Origin of the sequence: Stenotrophomonas sp. TWI377, from assembly GCF_039674525.1 — a bacterium.
Lineage (GTDB): Bacteria > Pseudomonadota > Gammaproteobacteria > Xanthomonadales > Xanthomonadaceae > Stenotrophomonas.
Map to the genome: position 1 here is coordinate 17,222 of NZ_JBDJNT010000023.1, position 15,908 is coordinate 33,129.

General features: G+C 68.2%; 16 protein-coding genes. 7 read left to right on the top strand and 9 right to left on the bottom strand.

The genetic code is table 11. The features are described 5' to 3' along the window. Positions 1–8: 8 nt before the first annotated feature. Positions 9–584, bottom strand: coding sequence for an RNA polymerase sigma factor (locus ABE546_RS16425; protein ID WP_313212200.1), 576 nt, complete (start codon positions 582–584; stop codon positions 9–11). Between the two features lie 130 nt (positions 585–714). On the opposite strand from ABE546_RS16425, the gene ABE546_RS16430 reads away from it, so the two are divergent. Beyond that, positions 715–1,023 carry an NAD(P) transhydrogenase subunit alpha gene (locus tag ABE546_RS16430; protein ID WP_136003750.1) on the top strand — a complete coding sequence of 103 codons (309 nt, stop codon included), beginning with the start codon at positions 715–717 and terminating at the stop codon, positions 1,021–1,023. Continuing rightward, entirely contained in the window at positions 1,020–2,474 is a 1,455-nt protein-coding gene (locus tag ABE546_RS16435; protein ID WP_314404313.1) for an NAD(P)(+) transhydrogenase (Re/Si-specific) subunit beta, read from the top strand. The genes ABE546_RS16430 and ABE546_RS16435 overlap by 4 nt, the downstream gene beginning before the upstream one ends. Before the next feature lie 321 nt (positions 2,475–2,795). Here the strand turns inward: ABE546_RS16435 and ABE546_RS16440 are convergent, their stop codons facing one another. Next, positions 2,796–3,215 carry a hypothetical protein gene (locus ABE546_RS16440; protein ID WP_121044590.1) on the bottom strand — a complete coding sequence of 140 codons (420 nt, stop codon included), beginning with the start codon at positions 3,213–3,215 and terminating at the stop codon, positions 2,796–2,798. Positions 3,216–3,333: 118 nt separating this feature from the next. Here ABE546_RS16440 and sufT point away from each other — a divergent pair, with 118 nt between their 5' ends. The 3 genes from sufT to ABE546_RS16455 all read left to right on the top strand — a co-directional run bounded on the left by sufT (position 3,334) and on the right by ABE546_RS16455 (position 7,297). Then, positions 3,334–3,885 (top strand): putative Fe-S cluster assembly protein SufT, encoded by a 552-nt coding sequence (gene sufT / locus ABE546_RS16445; protein ID WP_313212203.1) that lies wholly within the window; start codon positions 3,334–3,336, stop codon positions 3,883–3,885. Positions 3,886–3,942: 57 nt separating this feature from the next. After that, a complete protein-coding gene (locus ABE546_RS16450; RefSeq protein ID WP_313212204.1) occupies positions 3,943–5,040 on the top strand; it encodes a branched-chain amino acid aminotransferase in 1,098 nt (365 codons plus the stop codon). Positions 5,041–5,551: 511 nt separating this feature from the next. Continuing rightward, complete coding sequence (locus ABE546_RS16455) at positions 5,552–7,297, top strand: S8 family peptidase (protein ID WP_346464512.1); 1,746 nt, start codon at positions 5,552–5,554, stop codon at positions 7,295–7,297. Positions 7,298–7,363: 66 nt separating this feature from the next. Here the strand turns inward: ABE546_RS16455 and ABE546_RS16460 are convergent, their stop codons facing one another. The 3 genes from ABE546_RS16460 to wrbA form a co-directional block, all read right to left on the bottom strand. Continuing rightward, positions 7,364–7,849 (bottom strand): asparaginase domain-containing protein, encoded by a 486-nt coding sequence (locus tag ABE546_RS16460; RefSeq protein WP_121044584.1) that lies wholly within the window; start codon positions 7,847–7,849, stop codon positions 7,364–7,366. Positions 7,850–7,952: 103 nt separating this feature from the next. Further along, positions 7,953–8,300: a DUF2069 domain-containing protein gene (locus ABE546_RS16465; RefSeq protein ID WP_313217304.1), complete on the bottom strand. Its 348-nt coding sequence runs from the start codon at positions 8,298–8,300 to the stop codon at positions 7,953–7,955. Continuing rightward, a complete protein-coding gene (gene wrbA, locus ABE546_RS16470; RefSeq protein WP_313212208.1) occupies positions 8,297–8,887 on the bottom strand; it encodes an NAD(P)H:quinone oxidoreductase in 591 nt (196 codons plus the stop codon). The genes ABE546_RS16465 and wrbA overlap by 4 nt, the downstream gene beginning before the upstream one ends. A gap of 132 nt (positions 8,888–9,019) precedes the next feature. Between wrbA and ABE546_RS16475 the strand changes: the two genes are divergently transcribed. Both ABE546_RS16475 and ABE546_RS16480 read left to right on the top strand, forming a co-directional pair. Continuing rightward, positions 9,020–10,294, top strand: coding sequence for a YihY family inner membrane protein (locus tag ABE546_RS16475; RefSeq protein WP_313212209.1), 1,275 nt, complete (start codon positions 9,020–9,022; stop codon positions 10,292–10,294). Further along, a complete protein-coding gene (locus ABE546_RS16480; protein ID WP_313212210.1) occupies positions 10,291–10,854 on the top strand; it encodes a TlpA disulfide reductase family protein in 564 nt (187 codons plus the stop codon). Before ABE546_RS16475 ends, ABE546_RS16480 begins: the two co-directional genes overlap by 4 nt. Before the next feature lie 114 nt (positions 10,855–10,968). Here the strand turns inward: ABE546_RS16480 and ppk2 are convergent, their stop codons facing one another. From ppk2 to hemA, 4 genes are read right to left on the bottom strand one after another with little or no spacing between them, the layout of a single operon-like run. Then, on the bottom strand, positions 10,969–11,748 hold the full coding sequence (ppk2, locus tag ABE546_RS16485; protein ID WP_121044572.1) for a polyphosphate kinase 2: 780 nt from the start codon (positions 11,746–11,748) through the stop codon (positions 10,969–10,971). A 51-nt stretch (positions 11,749–11,799) separates the two neighbouring features. Further along, complete coding sequence (locus tag ABE546_RS16490) at positions 11,800–13,509, bottom strand: tetratricopeptide repeat protein (protein WP_346464513.1); 1,710 nt, start codon at positions 13,507–13,509, stop codon at positions 11,800–11,802. Positions 13,510–13,534: 25 nt separating this feature from the next. Further along, on the bottom strand, positions 13,535–14,620 hold the full coding sequence (prfA, locus tag ABE546_RS16495; protein ID WP_313212213.1) for a peptide chain release factor 1: 1,086 nt from the start codon (positions 14,618–14,620) through the stop codon (positions 13,535–13,537). After that, positions 14,598–15,896, bottom strand: coding sequence for a glutamyl-tRNA reductase (gene hemA, locus ABE546_RS16500; protein ID WP_313212214.1), 1,299 nt, complete (start codon positions 15,894–15,896; stop codon positions 14,598–14,600). Before hemA ends, prfA begins: the two co-directional genes overlap by 23 nt. Positions 15,897–15,908: the final 12 nt, after the last annotated feature.

The window sequence follows — 15,908 nt, forward strand, 5'->3', positions numbered from 1 at the left end:
GGGGCGGTTCACAGGGCGATCTCCAAAGACTGCTGCAGCGCCTGGCGGGCGCGCGAAAGATGGGTTTTGACCGCGCCTTCGCTGCAGCCCATGGCCTTGGCCGTGGTGGCGCCGTCCAGGTCCTGCAGCACGCGCAGGGTGAAAGCCTCGCGCTGGCGCGCAGGCAACTCCCGCAGCGCCTGCACCAGTTGTGCGTACTGATCGCGCTGCTCATGGGCCTGGGCCGGGCCGGGCGCCTGGTCGGCCCAGTCGATGTCATGGTCGCCGCCGGCCTCGTCGCTGCTGCGCCAGAACTTCAGGCGGAAGCCACGGCGGCGCTGCAGATCCACGACGCGGCGGCGCAGGATGCTCCAGAACAGCGGGGCCCACTCGGCGGCAGGTTTGTCGCGGTAGCCGAGCATCTTCAACATGCTGTCCTGCACCGCATCCAGCGCGTCGTCGCGCTGGCGCAGGCCGGCCTCGGCGAAGCGGAACGCGCGCGGGCCGATGCCGGCCAGGAAGGCATCCAGCGACACCGGCAGCGCCACCTCGGCAGGCGCGGGCAGGTCGGCATCCGTCGACGGTAGGGGAGAGCTCACCAGCACAGGGTAGCGGTCCGGCAGGGGGATACCGTGAGAACGCCCCAGGGCGGCCGCGGTTGACCGGCCCGCCCGATTGGTTCAGCGCATGGTTATGATGCAGGGGACGGGATGACCGCCTGGGAGAGTGACTGCAATGAGCGACGGGTTCGTGGCGTTGTATATCTTCATGCTGGCCGCCATTGCCGGCCACGTGATCATTTCGCGGGTGCCGGTGATCCTGCATACCCCTTTGATGTCCGGCTCCAACTTCATCCACGGCATCGTGCTGATCGGCGCGATGGTGGTGCTGGGGCACGCGCAGACCCCACTGGAAAAGATCATCGGTTTCGTTGCCGTGGTGCTCGGCGCGGGCAACGCGGCCGGCGGCTACGTGGTGACCGAACGCATGCTCGACATGTTCAAGCCCAGCGCCAAGCGCGACGCCGGGGAGAAGGCGCCTTGAACGTGACCACCGCGCAACTGCTGCAGTGGCTGGTCCAGGTGAGCTATCTGGTGGCCGCGACCCTGTTCCTGCTCGGCCTGCAGCGCATGGCCTCGCCGATGACCGCGCGCAGCGGTATCCGCTGGGCCGGGCTGGGCATGTTGATCGCCACGGTGGCGACATTCTTCCTGCCTGAGCTGCACAACATCCCGCTGATCCTGGCGGCGGTGGCGATCGGCACCGGCGTGGCCTGGTGGTCGGCCAAGCGCGTGGCGATCACCGACATGCCGCAGATGGTGGCGCTCTACAACGGCATGGGCGGTGGCTCGGCGGCGGCGATCGGTGCGGTCGAACTGCTGCGCTTCTCGTTCCTGGCCAACCGCGATACCACCCATTGGAGCGAGCAGGCGCTGGCCGACCTCGCCGCGCGCCAGCCGTCGGCCACCGTGCTGGCGCTGGCGGTGATCGGTTCGGCGATCGGCGCGGTCTCGCTGTCCGGCTCGATCATCGCCTGGGCCAAGCTGGACGGCCGACTCGACCGGCGCGTTACTTTCCCCGGGCAGCAGGCGTTCAACCTGCTGGTTGCCCTGGCGATGGTGGTGCTGGGCGTCTGGGCCGCGGTCACCCTGAGCCCGGTGGCGATCATCAGCTTCTTCGTGGTCGCGCTGGCGCTGGGCGTGCTGATGACGCTGCCGATCGGCGGTGCCGACATGCCGGTGGTGATCTCGCTGTACAACGCGTTCACCGGTCTGGCGGTGGCCTTCGAGGGTTACGTGCTCGGCAACGAGGCCTTGATCATCGCCGGCATGATGGTCGGCGCGGCCGGCATCCTGCTCACACGCCTGATGGCCAAGGCGATGAACCGGCCGATCAGCGGTGTGCTGTTCTCCAACTTCGGCGGCGGCGGTGTCGCGCAGGAAATCAGCGGCGCGCAGAAGCCGATCGAGGCCAGCGACGTGGCCGCGATGCTGGCCTTCGCCGAGCGCGTGGTGATCGTGCCCGGCTACGGCATGGCCGTGGCCCAGGCGCAGCACAAGGTGTGGGAGTTGGCGCAGCGGTTGATCGATCGCGGCATCAAGGTGAAGTTCGCGATCCACCCGGTGGCCGGGCGCATGCCGGGGCACATGAACGTGCTGCTGGCCGAAGCGGGCGTGCCCTACGACCTGATCGCCGACATGGACGACATCAACCCGGAATTCCCGAACACCGACGTGGTGCTGGTGATCGGCGCCAACGACGTGGTCAATCCGGTGGCGCGCACCGACCCGGCCAGCCCGATCTACGGGATGCCGATCCTGGACGTGGTCAACGCCCGCAACGTGGTGGTGATCAAGCGCGGCAAGGGCACCGGCTTTGCCGGCATCGAAAATGCGCTGTTCTATGCCGACAACGCCCGGATGCTGTACGGCGATGGTGCCGGTGCGGCGAGCGCGCTGGTGAGCGAACTGAAGGCGCTCGACGGCGGGCATTGAGGCGCGGATGCAAGGGTCACGACCAACGGTCGTGACCTACCGGCGACCCCGGACCTACGGCGACCCCGGACCTGCGGCGACACCGGATCTACGGCGACTCCGGACCTGCGGCGACTCCGGACCTGCGGCGACACTGGACCTGCGGCGACACCGGACCTGCGGCGACACTGGACCTGCGGCGACACTGGACCTGCGGTAGTGCCGGCCGCTGGCCGGCTCAACGCGATGCCTGAATGCCAGCGCGTTGCCGTTCTGACGTCATGAGGAGCCGGCCAGCGGCCGGCACTACCGATGGCATGCGGCGGCGGGGTGCAGGGGGCGTTACCTCGCCACCCACCAGCCCACGACCAGCGCCACGCCCAGCCACAGCCATTCCACGGCGCCATTGGCCAGGCCGCTCAGGGTCCAGGCCAGATAGGGCCCCATGCGCAACGCTGATTCCCACGGGGTGAGCCCCATTGCGCCGCCGAGGTAGGCCGAGGCGATCCCCCAGTTGGCTGCCAGCGCCACCAGCACGGTGGCCAGCAGGGTCAGCACCACCCGGGCGGTACCGGCGCGCAGGGTCCCCAGACGCAGCATGAAGGCGATCTCCAACGCCGCCAGAACCGCCATCCAGCCGGCCTGGCGGCCGGTGAGCAGGGCGATGAACAACCAGGCCAGCACGGCCGTGACGACACCAAGCAGAAACAGCGGGGGCCAGAGCCAGTGGCGGCTCCGGACAGGCACGGACGTGGGCGACATGCAATCTTCCTGTAAGTCCCCACAGGATACCGGCTTGCGCGGTGACCGGCGCGTGGGCGGCCACTGGGCTAAAATGGTCGCCTTGCGGGAATTGGCCGCGACCCCCATATCGATCCACATGTATTCCCGTAGCAGTGAACCTGTCCACTTCGAACGCGACTGCGAGGCCGTCATGGTCCCGCAGGGCGAAACGGTCACGCTGCCCGCTGGCAGCTATGGCTATATCACCCAGGCCCTGGGTGGCAGCTATACCGTCTTTGTCGAAGGCAATCTGTTCCGCATCGCCGGCAAGGATGGCGATGCCATCGGCAAGGAGGCGCCCCCGGCGCTGGAGCTGCCCGCCGATGCCTCCGACGAGGAGGTCGAAAAACTGGTGTGGCAGCAGCTGCGCACCTGTTTCGATCCGGAAATCCCGTTCAACATCGTCGATCTGGGCCTGGTCTATGAAGTGGACCTCAAGCACCTGGACGACGGCCAGCGCGAGGTCGAGATCAAGATGACCCTGACCGCTCCCGGCTGCGGCATGGGCGAGATCCTCGTCGATGACGTGCGCAGCAAGCTGGAAATGATCCCGACGGTGGCCGAGGCCGACGTCGAGCTGGTGTTCGACCCGCCGTGGGGCCGCCACATGATGTCCGAGGCCGCCCGGCTCGAAACCGGCATGCTGTAACCGCCCATCGCCAGCCGGCGTCACGGCGTTCCCCGTAACCAGAACAGGAAATATCCGGTGTCCCAGTCTTCCGTGAGCTTCAACACCACCCGTTCCGCCCAGCCGCGCAGCAGCGAGGAGCGTGAGCGCATCCTGGCCGCCCCCGGTTTTGGTCTGCACTTCACCGATCACATGGTGGAAGTGCGTTGGGACAAGGACACCGGCTGGCACGATGCCGTGGTGCGCCCGTACGGCCCGCTGCAGCTGGACCCGGCCGCCGCGGTGCTGCATTACGGCCAGGAAATCTTCGAAGGCATCAAGGCCTACCGCCACGCCGACGGCTCGATCTGGACCTTCCGTCCGGAGGCCAACGGCCGCCGCCTGCAGCGTTCGGCCCAGCGCCTGGCGCTGCCGGAACTGCCGGTGGACATCTTCGTTGAATCGCTCAAGCAGATGATTGCGGTGGACGCGTCGTGGGTGCCGTCGGCCGACGAATCCAGCCTGTATTTCCGTCCCTTCATGATCGGCGATGAAGCCTTCCTCGGCGTGCGCGGCGCGCACAAGGCCGGCTACTACGTGATCGCCAGTCCGGCCGGCCCGTACTTCGCCAAGGGCGTGGCCCCGGTGTCGATCTGGCTGTCCACCGACTATGCACGCGCGGGCAAGGGCGGCACCGGCGCGGCCAAGTGCGGTGGCAACTACGCCGCCTCGCTGCTGCCGCAGCAGAAGGCGCAGGCACAGGGCTGCTCGCAGGTGCTGTTCCTGGATCCGGTCGAGGGCAAGTACCTGGAAGAACTGGGTGGCATGAACGTGTTCCTGGTCTACAAGGACGGCACCCTGGTGACCCCGTCGCTGTCGGGCAGCATCCTGGAAGGCATCACCCGCGAAAGCATCCTGCAGCTGGCGCGCGACCGCGGCATGAAGGTCGAAGAGCGCAAGGTCACCCTTGATGAGTGGAAGGACGGCGTGAGCTCCGGCGAGATCGTGGAAGCGTTCGCCTGCGGCACCGCTGCGGTGGTCACCCCGATCGGCCAGCTCAAGGGCGAAGGCTTCTCGGTGGGCGACATCAACGCCCCGGCCGGCGAAGTGACGATGTCGCTGCGCAAGGAGCTGACCGACATCCAGTACGGCCGCCTGCCGGACCGTCATGGCTGGCTGGTCCGCCTGGACGCCTGAGTCCTCCGGGTCTGAGCTGGAGCATTGAAACCCGCCTGGCGACAGGCGGGTTTTTTGTTGCCGGTTCGGCACCGCGCCGGTGGTGCTCCCCACGACCGGCGGCGCAGCGTTCGCAATCGGTACTGCCGGCCGCCGGCCATCAGCCGGCATGACTGTCCTGCGGTGGCACTGGCGTAAGCCATTGATGCGCAAGTGGTGTCCCGAATTTGTCGACGATGACAGCCATTTCAGACAATCCGTGGCGTAATCGGACCCCTCGAACGGGCGTCCGTTCCTTCACTTTCACAAACCCTCGACCCGGAAAGTCTCAGATCCGACATTTCATGTCACTGAAGTGCAGCTGAAACATTGTTGATCGGCCAGTCAGCCACTAGCGTCGTGATGGGCGGTTTGATTCAGGGGAACCGATCCACTCACCGGGCCGATCCGCGCCATCGATTGCAGCAGCCCCCGGATCGGACCTGGATTCTCAGCCGCGACGACGGCATTCACTGTCTGAAAGGGAAATCCGATGTCTCATGTCTCGCAACACCGTTTGCGTCAGCGTGCATTGGTTGTACTGGGCGCGTCCGTTCTGTCGACCCTGCTGCTGGCTACCCCGGCGTTCGCCGGCGATGTGCAGTTGAGCGGCCTGTCCTCGGCGCCGACCCATCAGCGCTTCATCGTGAAGTACAAGGACGGCAGCACCGGGGTCGCCACCCCGACCGCGCTGGCCAGCTCGCTCAAGGCCGCCGCCGCGGCGGTGCCGGCCGCACAGGGCCGCGCGCTGGGACTGCAGAAGCTGCGTCAGCTGGCGATCGGGCCGACCGTGGTCAAGGCCGACCGGCCGCTGGACCGCGCCGAGGCCGAGCTGCTGATGCGCCGCCTGGCCGCCGACCCGAGCGTGGAATACGTCGAGGTCGACCAGCTGATGCAGGCCACCCTGGTGCCCAACGACACGCGTTTCTCCGAGCAGTGGGGCTTCGGCACCAGTAATGCGTCGATCAACGTTCGCCCGGCCTGGGACAAGGCCACCGGCACCGGCGTGGTGGTCGCGGTGATCGATACCGGCATCACCAACCATCCCGATCTCAATGCGAACATCCTGCCCGGCTATGACTTCATCAGCGACGCGGCGATGGCGCGCGACGGCGGTGGCCGCGACAACAACCCCAACGACGAAGGCGACTGGTACGCCGCCAACGAATGCGGTTCGGGCATTCCGGCCTCCAACTCGAGCTGGCACGGCACCCACGTGGCCGGCACCGTCGCGGCGGTGACCAACAACAGCACCGGCGTGGCAGGCACGGCCTTCAATGCCAAGGTCGTCCCGGTACGCGTGCTCGGCAAGTGCGGTGGCTACACCTCCGACATCGCCGACGCGATCGTCTGGGCGTCCGGCGGCACTGTCAGCGGCGTCCCGGCCAATGCCAACCCCGCCGAAGTGATCAACATGTCGCTTGGCGGCGGTGGCAGCTGCTCCACCACCTACCAGACCGCGATCAATGGCGCCGTCTCGCGCGGCACCACCGTGGTGGTCGCCGCGGGCAACAGCAATACCAACGTCTCGTCCTCCGTGCCAGCCAACTGCGCCAACGTCATCGCCGTTGCGGCGACCACCTCGGCCGGTGCCCGCGCCAGCTTCTCCAACTACGGCACCGGCATCGACATCTCGGCGCCGGGGCAGGGCATCCTCTCCACCCTCAACAGCGGCACCACGGTTCCGGGCAGCGCATCGTATGCCTCCTACAACGGCACCTCGATGGCGGCCCCGCACGTGGCCGGCGTGGTCGCGCTGATCCAGTCCGTTGCCCCCACCGCGCTGAGCCCGGCCGCCATCGAAAGCCTGCTCAAGAGCACCGCACGGCCGTTGCCGGGCACCTGCTCCGGCGGCTGCGGCGCGGGCATCGTCGATGCCGATGCGGCGGTGACGGCGGCCCTGGGCGGGACCAACCCCAACCCGGGTACCGGCAACGTGCTGCAGAACAACGTTCCGGTCACGGGCCTTGGCGCCGCCAGCGGTGCTTCGCTGGCCTACACCGTGACCGTGCCGTCCGGCCGTAGCCAGCTGAAGGTCACCCTCGCCGGCGGCAGTGGCGATGCCGATCTCTACGTCCGCTCCGGCAGCGCGCCGACCGACACCGTCTACACCTGCCGCCCCTACCTCAGCGGCAACAATGAGACCTGCACGATCACCTCACCGGCGGCCGGCACCTGGCACGTGCGGGTGAAGGCCTACTCGACCTTCTCCGGGGTCACCCTCACCGCGCAGTACTGATCGCCTTCCCATCGCCCCAACGCAGAACGCCCCGGCATGCCGGGGCGTTCGTTCAATCAACACCGATTACGCAGCTTCGAACCGGTTGGCGGCCACGTTCTTGCGCACCTGTTCCGGATTCCAGATCCGGCCGTTCATCGCAATGTACACACCGCTCGGCAACGACTGCACCGCACCGATCGCACACCCGATGTTGAACTCCGCATCCGAGCCGCGGAAGCGCGCCGGGCTCAGCGCACCGGTCATCACGATCGTCTTGTCGGTGATCGACTTCAACACCTGGCCCGTCTGCACCATCGAATCGGTGCCGTGGGTGACCAGCACATGGCGCGTCGGCTGCGCGGCGATCGTCGCCCGGATCAACTCACGGTCATCGTCGGTGATGTGCAGCGAATCCTTGCGCAGGATCGGGATCACATTGAAACGGAAGGTCACGCCGAGCTCGCGCAGGATCATCCCGATCTGCGGATCACCGATCTGATAGTCCGACTTGTCGTCGAAGTAGATCTTGTCGATCGTGCCACCGGTGGTGATGATCAGTAGTTCTTCCATTGCAAGCATCCTGGGTACCAGACAGAAGGGCACGGAACCGCCGCGCCGACCCGTAGATGATACGGCCGCCGCCGGCCCGATGCAGGGCCGCGCCGCAACGACCTCAGTCGGCCGGCGTCCTGCGCCCGAAGCGGCGCCGCAGCCCTGGCGTGCTGGCCACCCCGATCACGGCCAGGGCCAGCCCCAGCTCGAGCCAGGCCCACAGCGCCACCTCTGGATGGCTCCAGGCGCTCATCACCCCGTGGCTGAACCAGAACAGCGCCAGCACCCCCGCCCAGAACGTCGCCTTGCCACGCCGCACCAGCACGCCCAGCGCCAGCAGCAGCGGCGGCAGCGTGAACACCAGCTGGGTGGCCAGCCAATGCTTGTCCTGCGCGAACCAGACCGCGAACAGCACCGCCAGCGCCACCAGCAGCAGGGCCAGCACGATCTCCTGGGCGCGCGTACTCACGCCAGCCGCCGTGCGATATCGGCGACCCGCCGCCCCAGCGCCCGCGCCAGGATGCTCTCGTCCTCGCTCGGCACCGGGTTGTCGTCCGCCCCGGCCACATGGCTGGCGCCATACGGCGTGCCGCCGGTGGTGGTGTGGCTCAGCGCCGGCTCCGTGAAGGGAATACCCACGATCAGGCAGCCGTGGTGCAGCAACGGCACCTGCATCGACAGCAGCGTCGATTCCTGCCCGCCGTGCAGCGAGGCCGTCGAGGTGAACACGCCCGCCGGCTTGCCGGCCAATGTCCCGTTGACCCATTCCGCGCCCAGGCTGTCCAGGAAGTGCTTCACCGGCGCGGCCATGTTGCCGAAGCGGGTCGGGCTGCCCAGCAGCAGCCCGGTGCATTCGGCCAGGTCGGCCACGCTCACATACGGTGCGCCATCCTCGGGCACCGGCGGCAGCGCGGTCTGCGTCACCGCCGCCACCGGGGGCACCGTGCGCAGCCGCGCGCTCATGCCGGGCACCTCGCCGATGCCGCGCGCAATCTGGCGGGCAAGCCGTGCCACTGAACCGCCACGGCTGTAGTACAGCACCAGGATCTCCGCCATTTCGCTTTCATCTCATTGCGTCCGATGCAGGCAGTATGGCAACGCAGCCCGCTCAGGGCGAGGTCCGTGCCCGGGCTGGGCACCGTGGCGGGCGTGCATGCCCCACACCCGTCATCGGGTACCCTTGCGCCGATGGAACCTCTCGATACGATCAACCTGTGGATCGAACGCGTCCGGGACCGTGCGCGCGCGATCAGCTTCGGCCGCTTCCTGTGGCGCCGTTTCCTGGATGACCGCCTGTTCCAGGCGGCCGCCTCGCTGGCCTACACCACCGTGTTCGCGCTGGTGCCGCTGGCCATCGTGGTGTTCGGGGTGCTCTCGGCGTTCCCGGTGTTCGACCGCTGGAGCGACACCCTCAGCGACTACGTGTTCTCCAACTTCGTGCCCAACGCCGCGCGCGCCGCCGAAGGCTACCTGCGACAGTTCTCGGCCAGCGCCGGGCAGCTGACCGCCGCCGGCTTCATCGCCCTGGTGGTGTCGCTGCTGATCACGCTCAACAGCGTGGAGGAAACCTTCAACCAGATCTGGCGGGTGAGTTCGACCCGGCCGAAGCTGACCCGCTTCCTGGTGTATTGGACGGTGCTCACCCTCGGCGCGATGCTGGCCGCCGCCTCGCTGGCGGTCTCGGCGCGGGTGTTCGCGCTGCCGCTGTTCGGTACCAGCGAAGGCCGCTGGCTGGCCAACGTCTCATTGACGGTCGCGCCGATCCTGATCGAGTTCGTCTGCATCATGCTGGTGTACCGCGTGGTGCCGCACCACACGGTCAAATGGCGGCATGCCGTCCCCGGCGCGATCCTGGCCGCGATCATGCTGGAGCTGGTGAAGTGGGGCATGGGCGCCTACCTGGGCAGCTTCCAGTCCTACCAGAAGCTCTACGGCACGGTCGCTTTCGTACCGATCCTGCTGCTGTGGATCTACCTGTGCTGGGTCTCGGTGCTGCTCGGCGCATCGCTTGCCTCCTCGATCGCCGCGTTCCGCTACCAGCCGGCCGACCTGCGCCTGCCGGTGGGGTATGAGATCTATGGCCTGCTGCGCCTGATCGGTCGCTTCCACCAGGCCCGCGCCGACGGCCGCAGCCTGGATGACGACGAGATCCTGCGGCTCGAGCCGATGCTGACCGATTCGCTGCTGCAGACGCTGCTCTGCGATCTGGAAGCAATCCGCGTGGTGCGCCGCGACGAGCAGGGCGAATGGCTGCTCGCGCGCGACCTGGACAAACTCACCCTGGCCGACCTGTACGAGACCACGCAGATGCGGATCCCGATCAAGGAAGCCTACCTGCCCTACCGCGACGACAGCCTGGGCACGGCCTCGGTGGCCGCGCTGGACACCTTGCGCCTGCCGCTGCGCGAACTGCTCAAACGCCGCGTCAGCGACATCTACTCGACCCCCGGAGACAAACCATGACCGCCAAGCCCCTGCTGCTGGCCCTGGGCCTGCTGACGCTGGCCGCCTGCAACAAGCCCGCCGCACAGAGCGAGGCCACTGCGCCCGCCGTCCCGGCCCCGATCAGCGAGCCCGCCGCGCCGCCGACCGAAGCCGTGCCGGCGACCGAACGCAGGACCGTCGAACAGCCGACGCTGAAAGCCAAGGCGCTGGACGGCACCGACTACGATCTGGCCGCTCACCGCGGCAAGTGGGTGGTGGTGAACTTCTGGGCGACCTGGTGCGCCCCATGCCGCAAGGAAATGCCCGAGCTCTCCGCGCTGCACGCGATGCGCAATGAAATCGAGGTGGTCGGGCTGGCCTTCGAGGACATCGAACCGGCCGAGATGAAGGCCTTCCTGGAGAAGCGTCCGGTCACCTATCCGATCGTGATCGTGGATACCTACAACCCGCCGGAAGACTTCGCGATCCCGCGCGGCCTGCCGATGACCTACCTGATCGCGCCGGATGGCAAGGTCGCCAAGGAGTTCCTCGGCCCGGTCACCGCGCATGACATTGAAGCGCGGATCAAGGAAGGCTGATCCTCACGGGCATGCCGGCGGATACCCGGCATGCCTGTGCCTCGCAGTGCCGGTAGATCCACGCCATGCGTGGATACAGCACGCAGCGCCGGTAGATCCACGCCATGCGTGGATCTACCCGACGACGAAGGGTTCAATCGGCTTCAAGACCCCGAAGTGCTCCTTGTGCAGCTTGCCCTTCAACGGCGGCAGCGCCAGCACCGGTTCGTCCACGCGGGTATCGGGCAGGCGATCGAGCAGGTTGCGGATCAGGCCCAGCCGCCCGCGTTTCTGGTCGTTGAAGTCCACCAGCGTCCACGGGGCATCATCGTTATGCGTCGCGCGCAGCATCGCTTCGCGGCTCTCGGTATAGGCGCTGTACTTGCTGCGTGATTTCAGGTCCACCGGCGACAGCTTCCAGCCCTTGAGCGGATCGAGGTGGCGCTCGGCAAAACGCTTTTCCTGTTGTGCCTGGTCCACGCTGAGCCAGTACTTGAACAGCACGATGCCATCATCGATCAGCAGCTTCTCGAACACCGGCGTCTGCGCCAGGAAGCTGCGGTACTGCGCCTCGGTGCAATAGCCCATCACATGCTCGACGCCGGCGCGGTTGTACCAGCTGCGGTCCATCAGCACGATCTCGCCCGCCGCCGGCAGGTGCGAGACATAGCGCTGGAAATACCACTGCGTGCTTTCGCGATCGGTCGGCTTGGGCAGCGCGACCACCTTGCACTGGCGCGGATTGAGATGCTCGGCGATCGCCTGGATCGCACCGCCCTTGCCCGCGGTGTCGCGGCCTTCGAACAGCACCAGCACGCGCTGCCCGGTGTGCTGCACCCAGCGCGCCATCGCCGCCAGTTCCAGTTGCATCGGTTCCAGCAGGGCCTGGTAGTCCTTGCGCTTGAGCTTGCCCATCGGCGTGCCTCGGTGATTCACAGGGAAGCCCGAGCCTAGCGCAGCCGATGCTCAGGCGATGTGTGGGCCCTGCCAGCCGCGTTCGCGTGCGAGCGTTTCGATCACCTCGGTGAGGTCGCGCGCGAAACCGGCCATGTCGAACAGGCCGCTGTCCTCGCGGCGTTGCGCCAGCGTGGCGCGCGCGGCCTGTATTGCAGCCGGGTCGTTGCCGAGCTGGATGGCGGTAGCCACGAACGCCGCGTCGTCGGCCACGTTGAACGCGTGCATGCCCAGGTGGTGGTTGAGGCTGCCGGCCACGCGTGAGGCGAACGTCGCGCCGGGGCTGGTCAGCACCGGGCAGCCGGCCCACAGCGCATCGGAGGCGGTGGTGTGGGCGTTGTACGGGTGCGTGTCCAGGAACAGGTCGGCGTGCTGGTAACGCGCCAGGTACTGCGGGTGCGGCAGGCGTGGCATGAACACCAGCCGCGCCGGATCCAGCTTCGCCTGGCGTGCCGCGCTGCGCAGCCGTGCATCGGCAGTGCCCGGCCCGGACAGCAGCCACAGCACGCTGCCGGGCACGCCGTGCAGCACCGCGAACAGCCGTTGCATGCTGCGCGGATTGAGCTTGTAGCTGTTGTTGAAACAGCACAGCACCACGCCCTGCGCGGGCAGGCCGCAGTCCTCGCGCGAGGGCACCGGTTCCAGCACGCGGGTGTTGTCCGAGGGCTGGAACGCGCGCGGCAGGTGCCGCACGTTCTCACTGAACGCCGGTGCCAGCACCTCGGGCAACACGAAGGCATCGGCCAGCACATGATCGATCCACGGCGCGCCGGAGGTGCCCGGGTAGGCCAGCCAGTTGACCTGTACCGGGGCCGGGCGCATTGCCAGCACCTGCGGGGTGCCGCCGCCGCCCCAGCCGCGCAGATCGAACAGCACATCGATCCCGGCCTCGCGGATGCGCCGGGCGATCACCTGATGCGGCTGCGCGCTGACATCGTGCAACGTGTGGGCGGCCTGCTGCAGACGCTGGCGGATGCTGCTGCCGTCGTCCGCGCTGAGCGCGAACAGATGCAGGTCCAGCATGTCCAGCGCGCGCAGCTGTTCGAACAGGGCGACGGTCAACAGGCCGGTGGGATGCGCGCCGAAGCCGTTGGAGAGGAAGCCGACCCGCAGCGTGCCGTGCGGGCACACCGTGGCCGGCGGCAACTGCGGGATGCCCTCGGCCAGCGCCGCCGCGCGCTGACGGGCGCAGGCCAGCTGCTCGGCGGCGCTGCCGTCTTCGCTGAGGAAGGCGAACGGCTCGACCACCGCCTGGCCCTGCGCGACGGCCTGGCGCACGAGCGACGACAATCGCTCCAGATCCCGCCAATCGCACAGCCGGCGCTGCCAGTTGAGCAGCTGCGCAGTGATGTAGGGCTCGCCCGGCAGCAGACGGTGCGCATGGCGATACGCATCCGCCGCCGCCTCCGGTTGCCCCGCGTCTTCCAGGGCGTGGCCGAGCCACAGGGTGATGCCGGGGTGCTGGGGCGCGCGATCCGCCGCCTGCCTCAGCAGTGTGGCGGCCTCGCCATGGCGGCCTTGCATCCAGCGTGCGCGGCCCAGCCGGGCCAGGGCCTCGGGATGGTCGCCGCGCAGCTGCAGCGCACGGGTGGCGGCCTGTTCGCCGGCGCGCACATCGCCGGCTTCCAGCTCCGCGTCGGCCAGCATCACCCACGCAATGAAATCGGCCGGTTGCCGCTGCACCGCCTGGCGCAGCTGCAGGCGCTGCGGATCGGCACTCATCGCGGCCGCGCCCGGGCGGACATGCTCAGTTGCCTTCCGCGAGCCGGGCCAGCTCGTCGGCCTGGTGTTCGTGGGTCAGCCGGCTCACCAGTGCATCAAGATCGCCGGTCAGGATGTTGGGCAGGTCGTACAGGGTCAGCCCTTCCACGCGGTGGTCGGTGATCCGTCCCTGCGGGAAGCTGTAGGTGCGGATGCGCTGGCTGCGGTCGCCGCTGCCGACCTGCAGCCGGCGGCTTTCGGCCTGCGCGGCGGCCTGCTTGCTGCGTTCGGCATCCAGCAGCTGCGCCTTGAGGCGCTTCATCGCCTTGTCGCGGTTGGCGTGCTGGCTGCGCTCGGTCTGGCATTCCACCACCACGCCGGTGGGCAGGTGGGTGATGCGGATCGCCGATTCGGTCTTGTTGACGTGCTGGCCACCGGCGCCGGAGGAGCGGTAGGTGTCCACGCGCAGGTCGGCCGGGTTGATCACCACGTCCTCGACGTCATCCGCCTCGGGAATGATCGCCACCGTCGCGGCCGAGGTATGGATGCGGCCCTGCGACTCGGTCGCCGGCACGCGCTGCACGCGGTGCGTGCCCGATTCGAACTTCAGCCGCGAGAACGCGCCACGGCCGACCACGCGCGCCACCACTTCCTTGTAGCCGCCATGTTCGCCCGGGTTGTCCGATTCGATCTCGACCTTCCAGCCCTGGCGCTCGGCATAGCGGGCGTACATGCGGAACAGATCGCCGGCGAAGATCGCCGCCTCGTCACCGCCGGTGCCCGCGCGGACTTCCAGGAACAGGTTGCCGTCATCGCGCGGATCGCGCGGCACCAGCAACAAGGCCAGTGCTTCGTCCAGCTGCTGCAGGCGCTGCTGCGCGGCGGTGATTTCCTCGTCGGCCAGCTCGCGCAGGTCAGGGTCCTCGCGCATCGCTTCGGCGGCGGCGAGATCGGCCTTGGCACGGGCTTCGTCGGCCAGCGCGTTGGCGACCGGCTCCAGCTGCGAAAACTCGCGCGAGAGCGCGCGGAAACGGTCGTTGTCGCCGACCACGGCCGGGTCGGACAACAGGCGTTCCAGTTCTTCGCGGCGCTCGGCCAGCGCTTCCAGCTTACGGCGCAGGGTCGGCGTCATCGTTCCTCGCTACATCGGTGCGCACGGCAGGGTGCTGGTAACCCGGCTTGGCCGGGAACAGGCGCTCGGCGGCGCGGGTGAGTTCAGTATCGCCGCTGAGCGCGGCCGCGCGCAGGGCGGCGGTCGGCGGGTGCAGCAGGCGGTTGGTCAGGCCATGCGCGAGCAGCTCGAGCACTTCCTCGGGTGGTTTGCCATGGGCCAGCTGCTGGCGGGCTTTCTCCAGCATCTCCACGCGGGTCGCTTCGCCATAGGCGCGCAGCTGCCGCAGCGGGGCCTGGTGCACGCTGGCCTGCAGGGTCTCCACGAAACGGGCGACCTGCAGCTCGATGATCGCTTCGGCCTCGGCCGCCGCTTCCCGGCGGCTGCGACGGTTGTCTTCGACCGCGCGCTCCAGATCATCCACGGTGTACAGGAAGGCGTCGGCCAGTTCGCCCACGCCGGCCTCGATATCACGCGGCACGGCCAGATCGAACAGCAGCATCGGCTTGTGCTTGCGGGTTTTCAGTGCGGCGGCCACGTGCGCGCGGGTGATCACCGGCTCACGCGCGGCGGTGGCCGAGAACACCACGTCGGCCTCGCCCAGATGACGGTCCAGCTCACTCAGGGGCAGGGCGACGCCGCCATGACGGCTGGCCAGCTCCTGCGCATGGGCGAGGGTGCGGTTGGCGATCAGCAGCCGACGCACGCGCCCTTCGCTGAGATGGCGCGCGGCCAGCTCGATGGTCTCGCCGGCGCCCACCAGCAGCACGGTGGAATCTTCCAGCCGCGCGAACGAGTTCTGCGCCAGGCGCACCGCGGTGGAGGCCACCGAGACCGGATTGGCGCCCACGCGCGTATCGGTGCGGGCGCGCTTGGCCACCGAGAAGGTCTGCTGGAACAACCGGTCCAGACGCTGGCCGAGCAGGCCGTGATCACGCGCCAGGGCCCAGGCATCCTTCACCTGGCCCAGGATCTGCGGCTCGCCCAGCACCATGGAATCCAGCCCGGTGGCCACCCGGAACAGGTGGCGCACCGCATCGGCGTCGGCGTGCTGGTAGAGGTACCCATGCAAGGTGCCGGCATGTGACTCCAGCCACTGCGCCAGCGCGTCACCGGATTCGGCCACCGCGTACAGCTCGGTGCGGTTGCACGTGGAGAGCAGGACCGCCTCGGCCACCTGTGGCGTATCGCGCAGCGACGCCAATGCCTGGGGCAGGGCGTCGCCGCCAAAGGAGGCGCGTTCGCGCAGTTCCACTGGCGCGGTCTGGTGATTCAGTCCGAGCACCCACAGGGTCATTGTTCAGTTGCT

Excerpts from the sequence above, each read along its gene's own strand:
- prfA (WP_313212213.1), bottom strand. The coding sequence starts at position 14,620 with ATGACGCCGACCCTGCGCCGTAAGCTGGAAGCGCTGGCCGAGCGCCGC.
- wrbA (WP_313212208.1), bottom strand. The coding sequence starts at position 8,887 with ATGGCGGAGATCCTGGTGCTGTACTACAGCCGTGGCGGTTCAGTGGCA.
- ppk2 (WP_121044572.1), bottom strand. The coding sequence starts at position 11,748 with ATGGGCAAGCTCAAGCGCAAGGACTACCAGGCCCTGCTGGAACCGATG.
- ABE546_RS16440 (WP_121044590.1), bottom strand. The coding sequence starts at position 3,215 with ATGTCGCCCACGTCCGTGCCTGTCCGGAGCCGCCACTGGCTCTGGCCC.
- sufT (WP_313212203.1), top strand. The coding sequence starts at position 3,334 with ATGTATTCCCGTAGCAGTGAACCTGTCCACTTCGAACGCGACTGCGAG.
- ABE546_RS16430 (WP_136003750.1), top strand. The coding sequence starts at position 715 with ATGAGCGACGGGTTCGTGGCGTTGTATATCTTCATGCTGGCCGCCATT.
- hemA (WP_313212214.1), bottom strand. The coding sequence starts at position 15,896 with ATGACCCTGTGGGTGCTCGGACTGAATCACCAGACCGCGCCAGTGGAA.
- ABE546_RS16475 (WP_313212209.1), top strand. The coding sequence starts at position 9,020 with ATGGAACCTCTCGATACGATCAACCTGTGGATCGAACGCGTCCGGGAC.
- ABE546_RS16455 (WP_346464512.1), top strand. The coding sequence starts at position 5,552 with ATGTCTCATGTCTCGCAACACCGTTTGCGTCAGCGTGCATTGGTTGTA.
- ABE546_RS16490 (WP_346464513.1), bottom strand. The coding sequence starts at position 13,509 with ATGAGTGCCGATCCGCAGCGCCTGCAGCTGCGCCAGGCGGTGCAGCGG.
- ABE546_RS16480 (WP_313212210.1), top strand. The coding sequence starts at position 10,291 with ATGACCGCCAAGCCCCTGCTGCTGGCCCTGGGCCTGCTGACGCTGGCC.
- ABE546_RS16460 (WP_121044584.1), bottom strand. The coding sequence starts at position 7,849 with ATGGAAGAACTACTGATCATCACCACCGGTGGCACGATCGACAAGATC.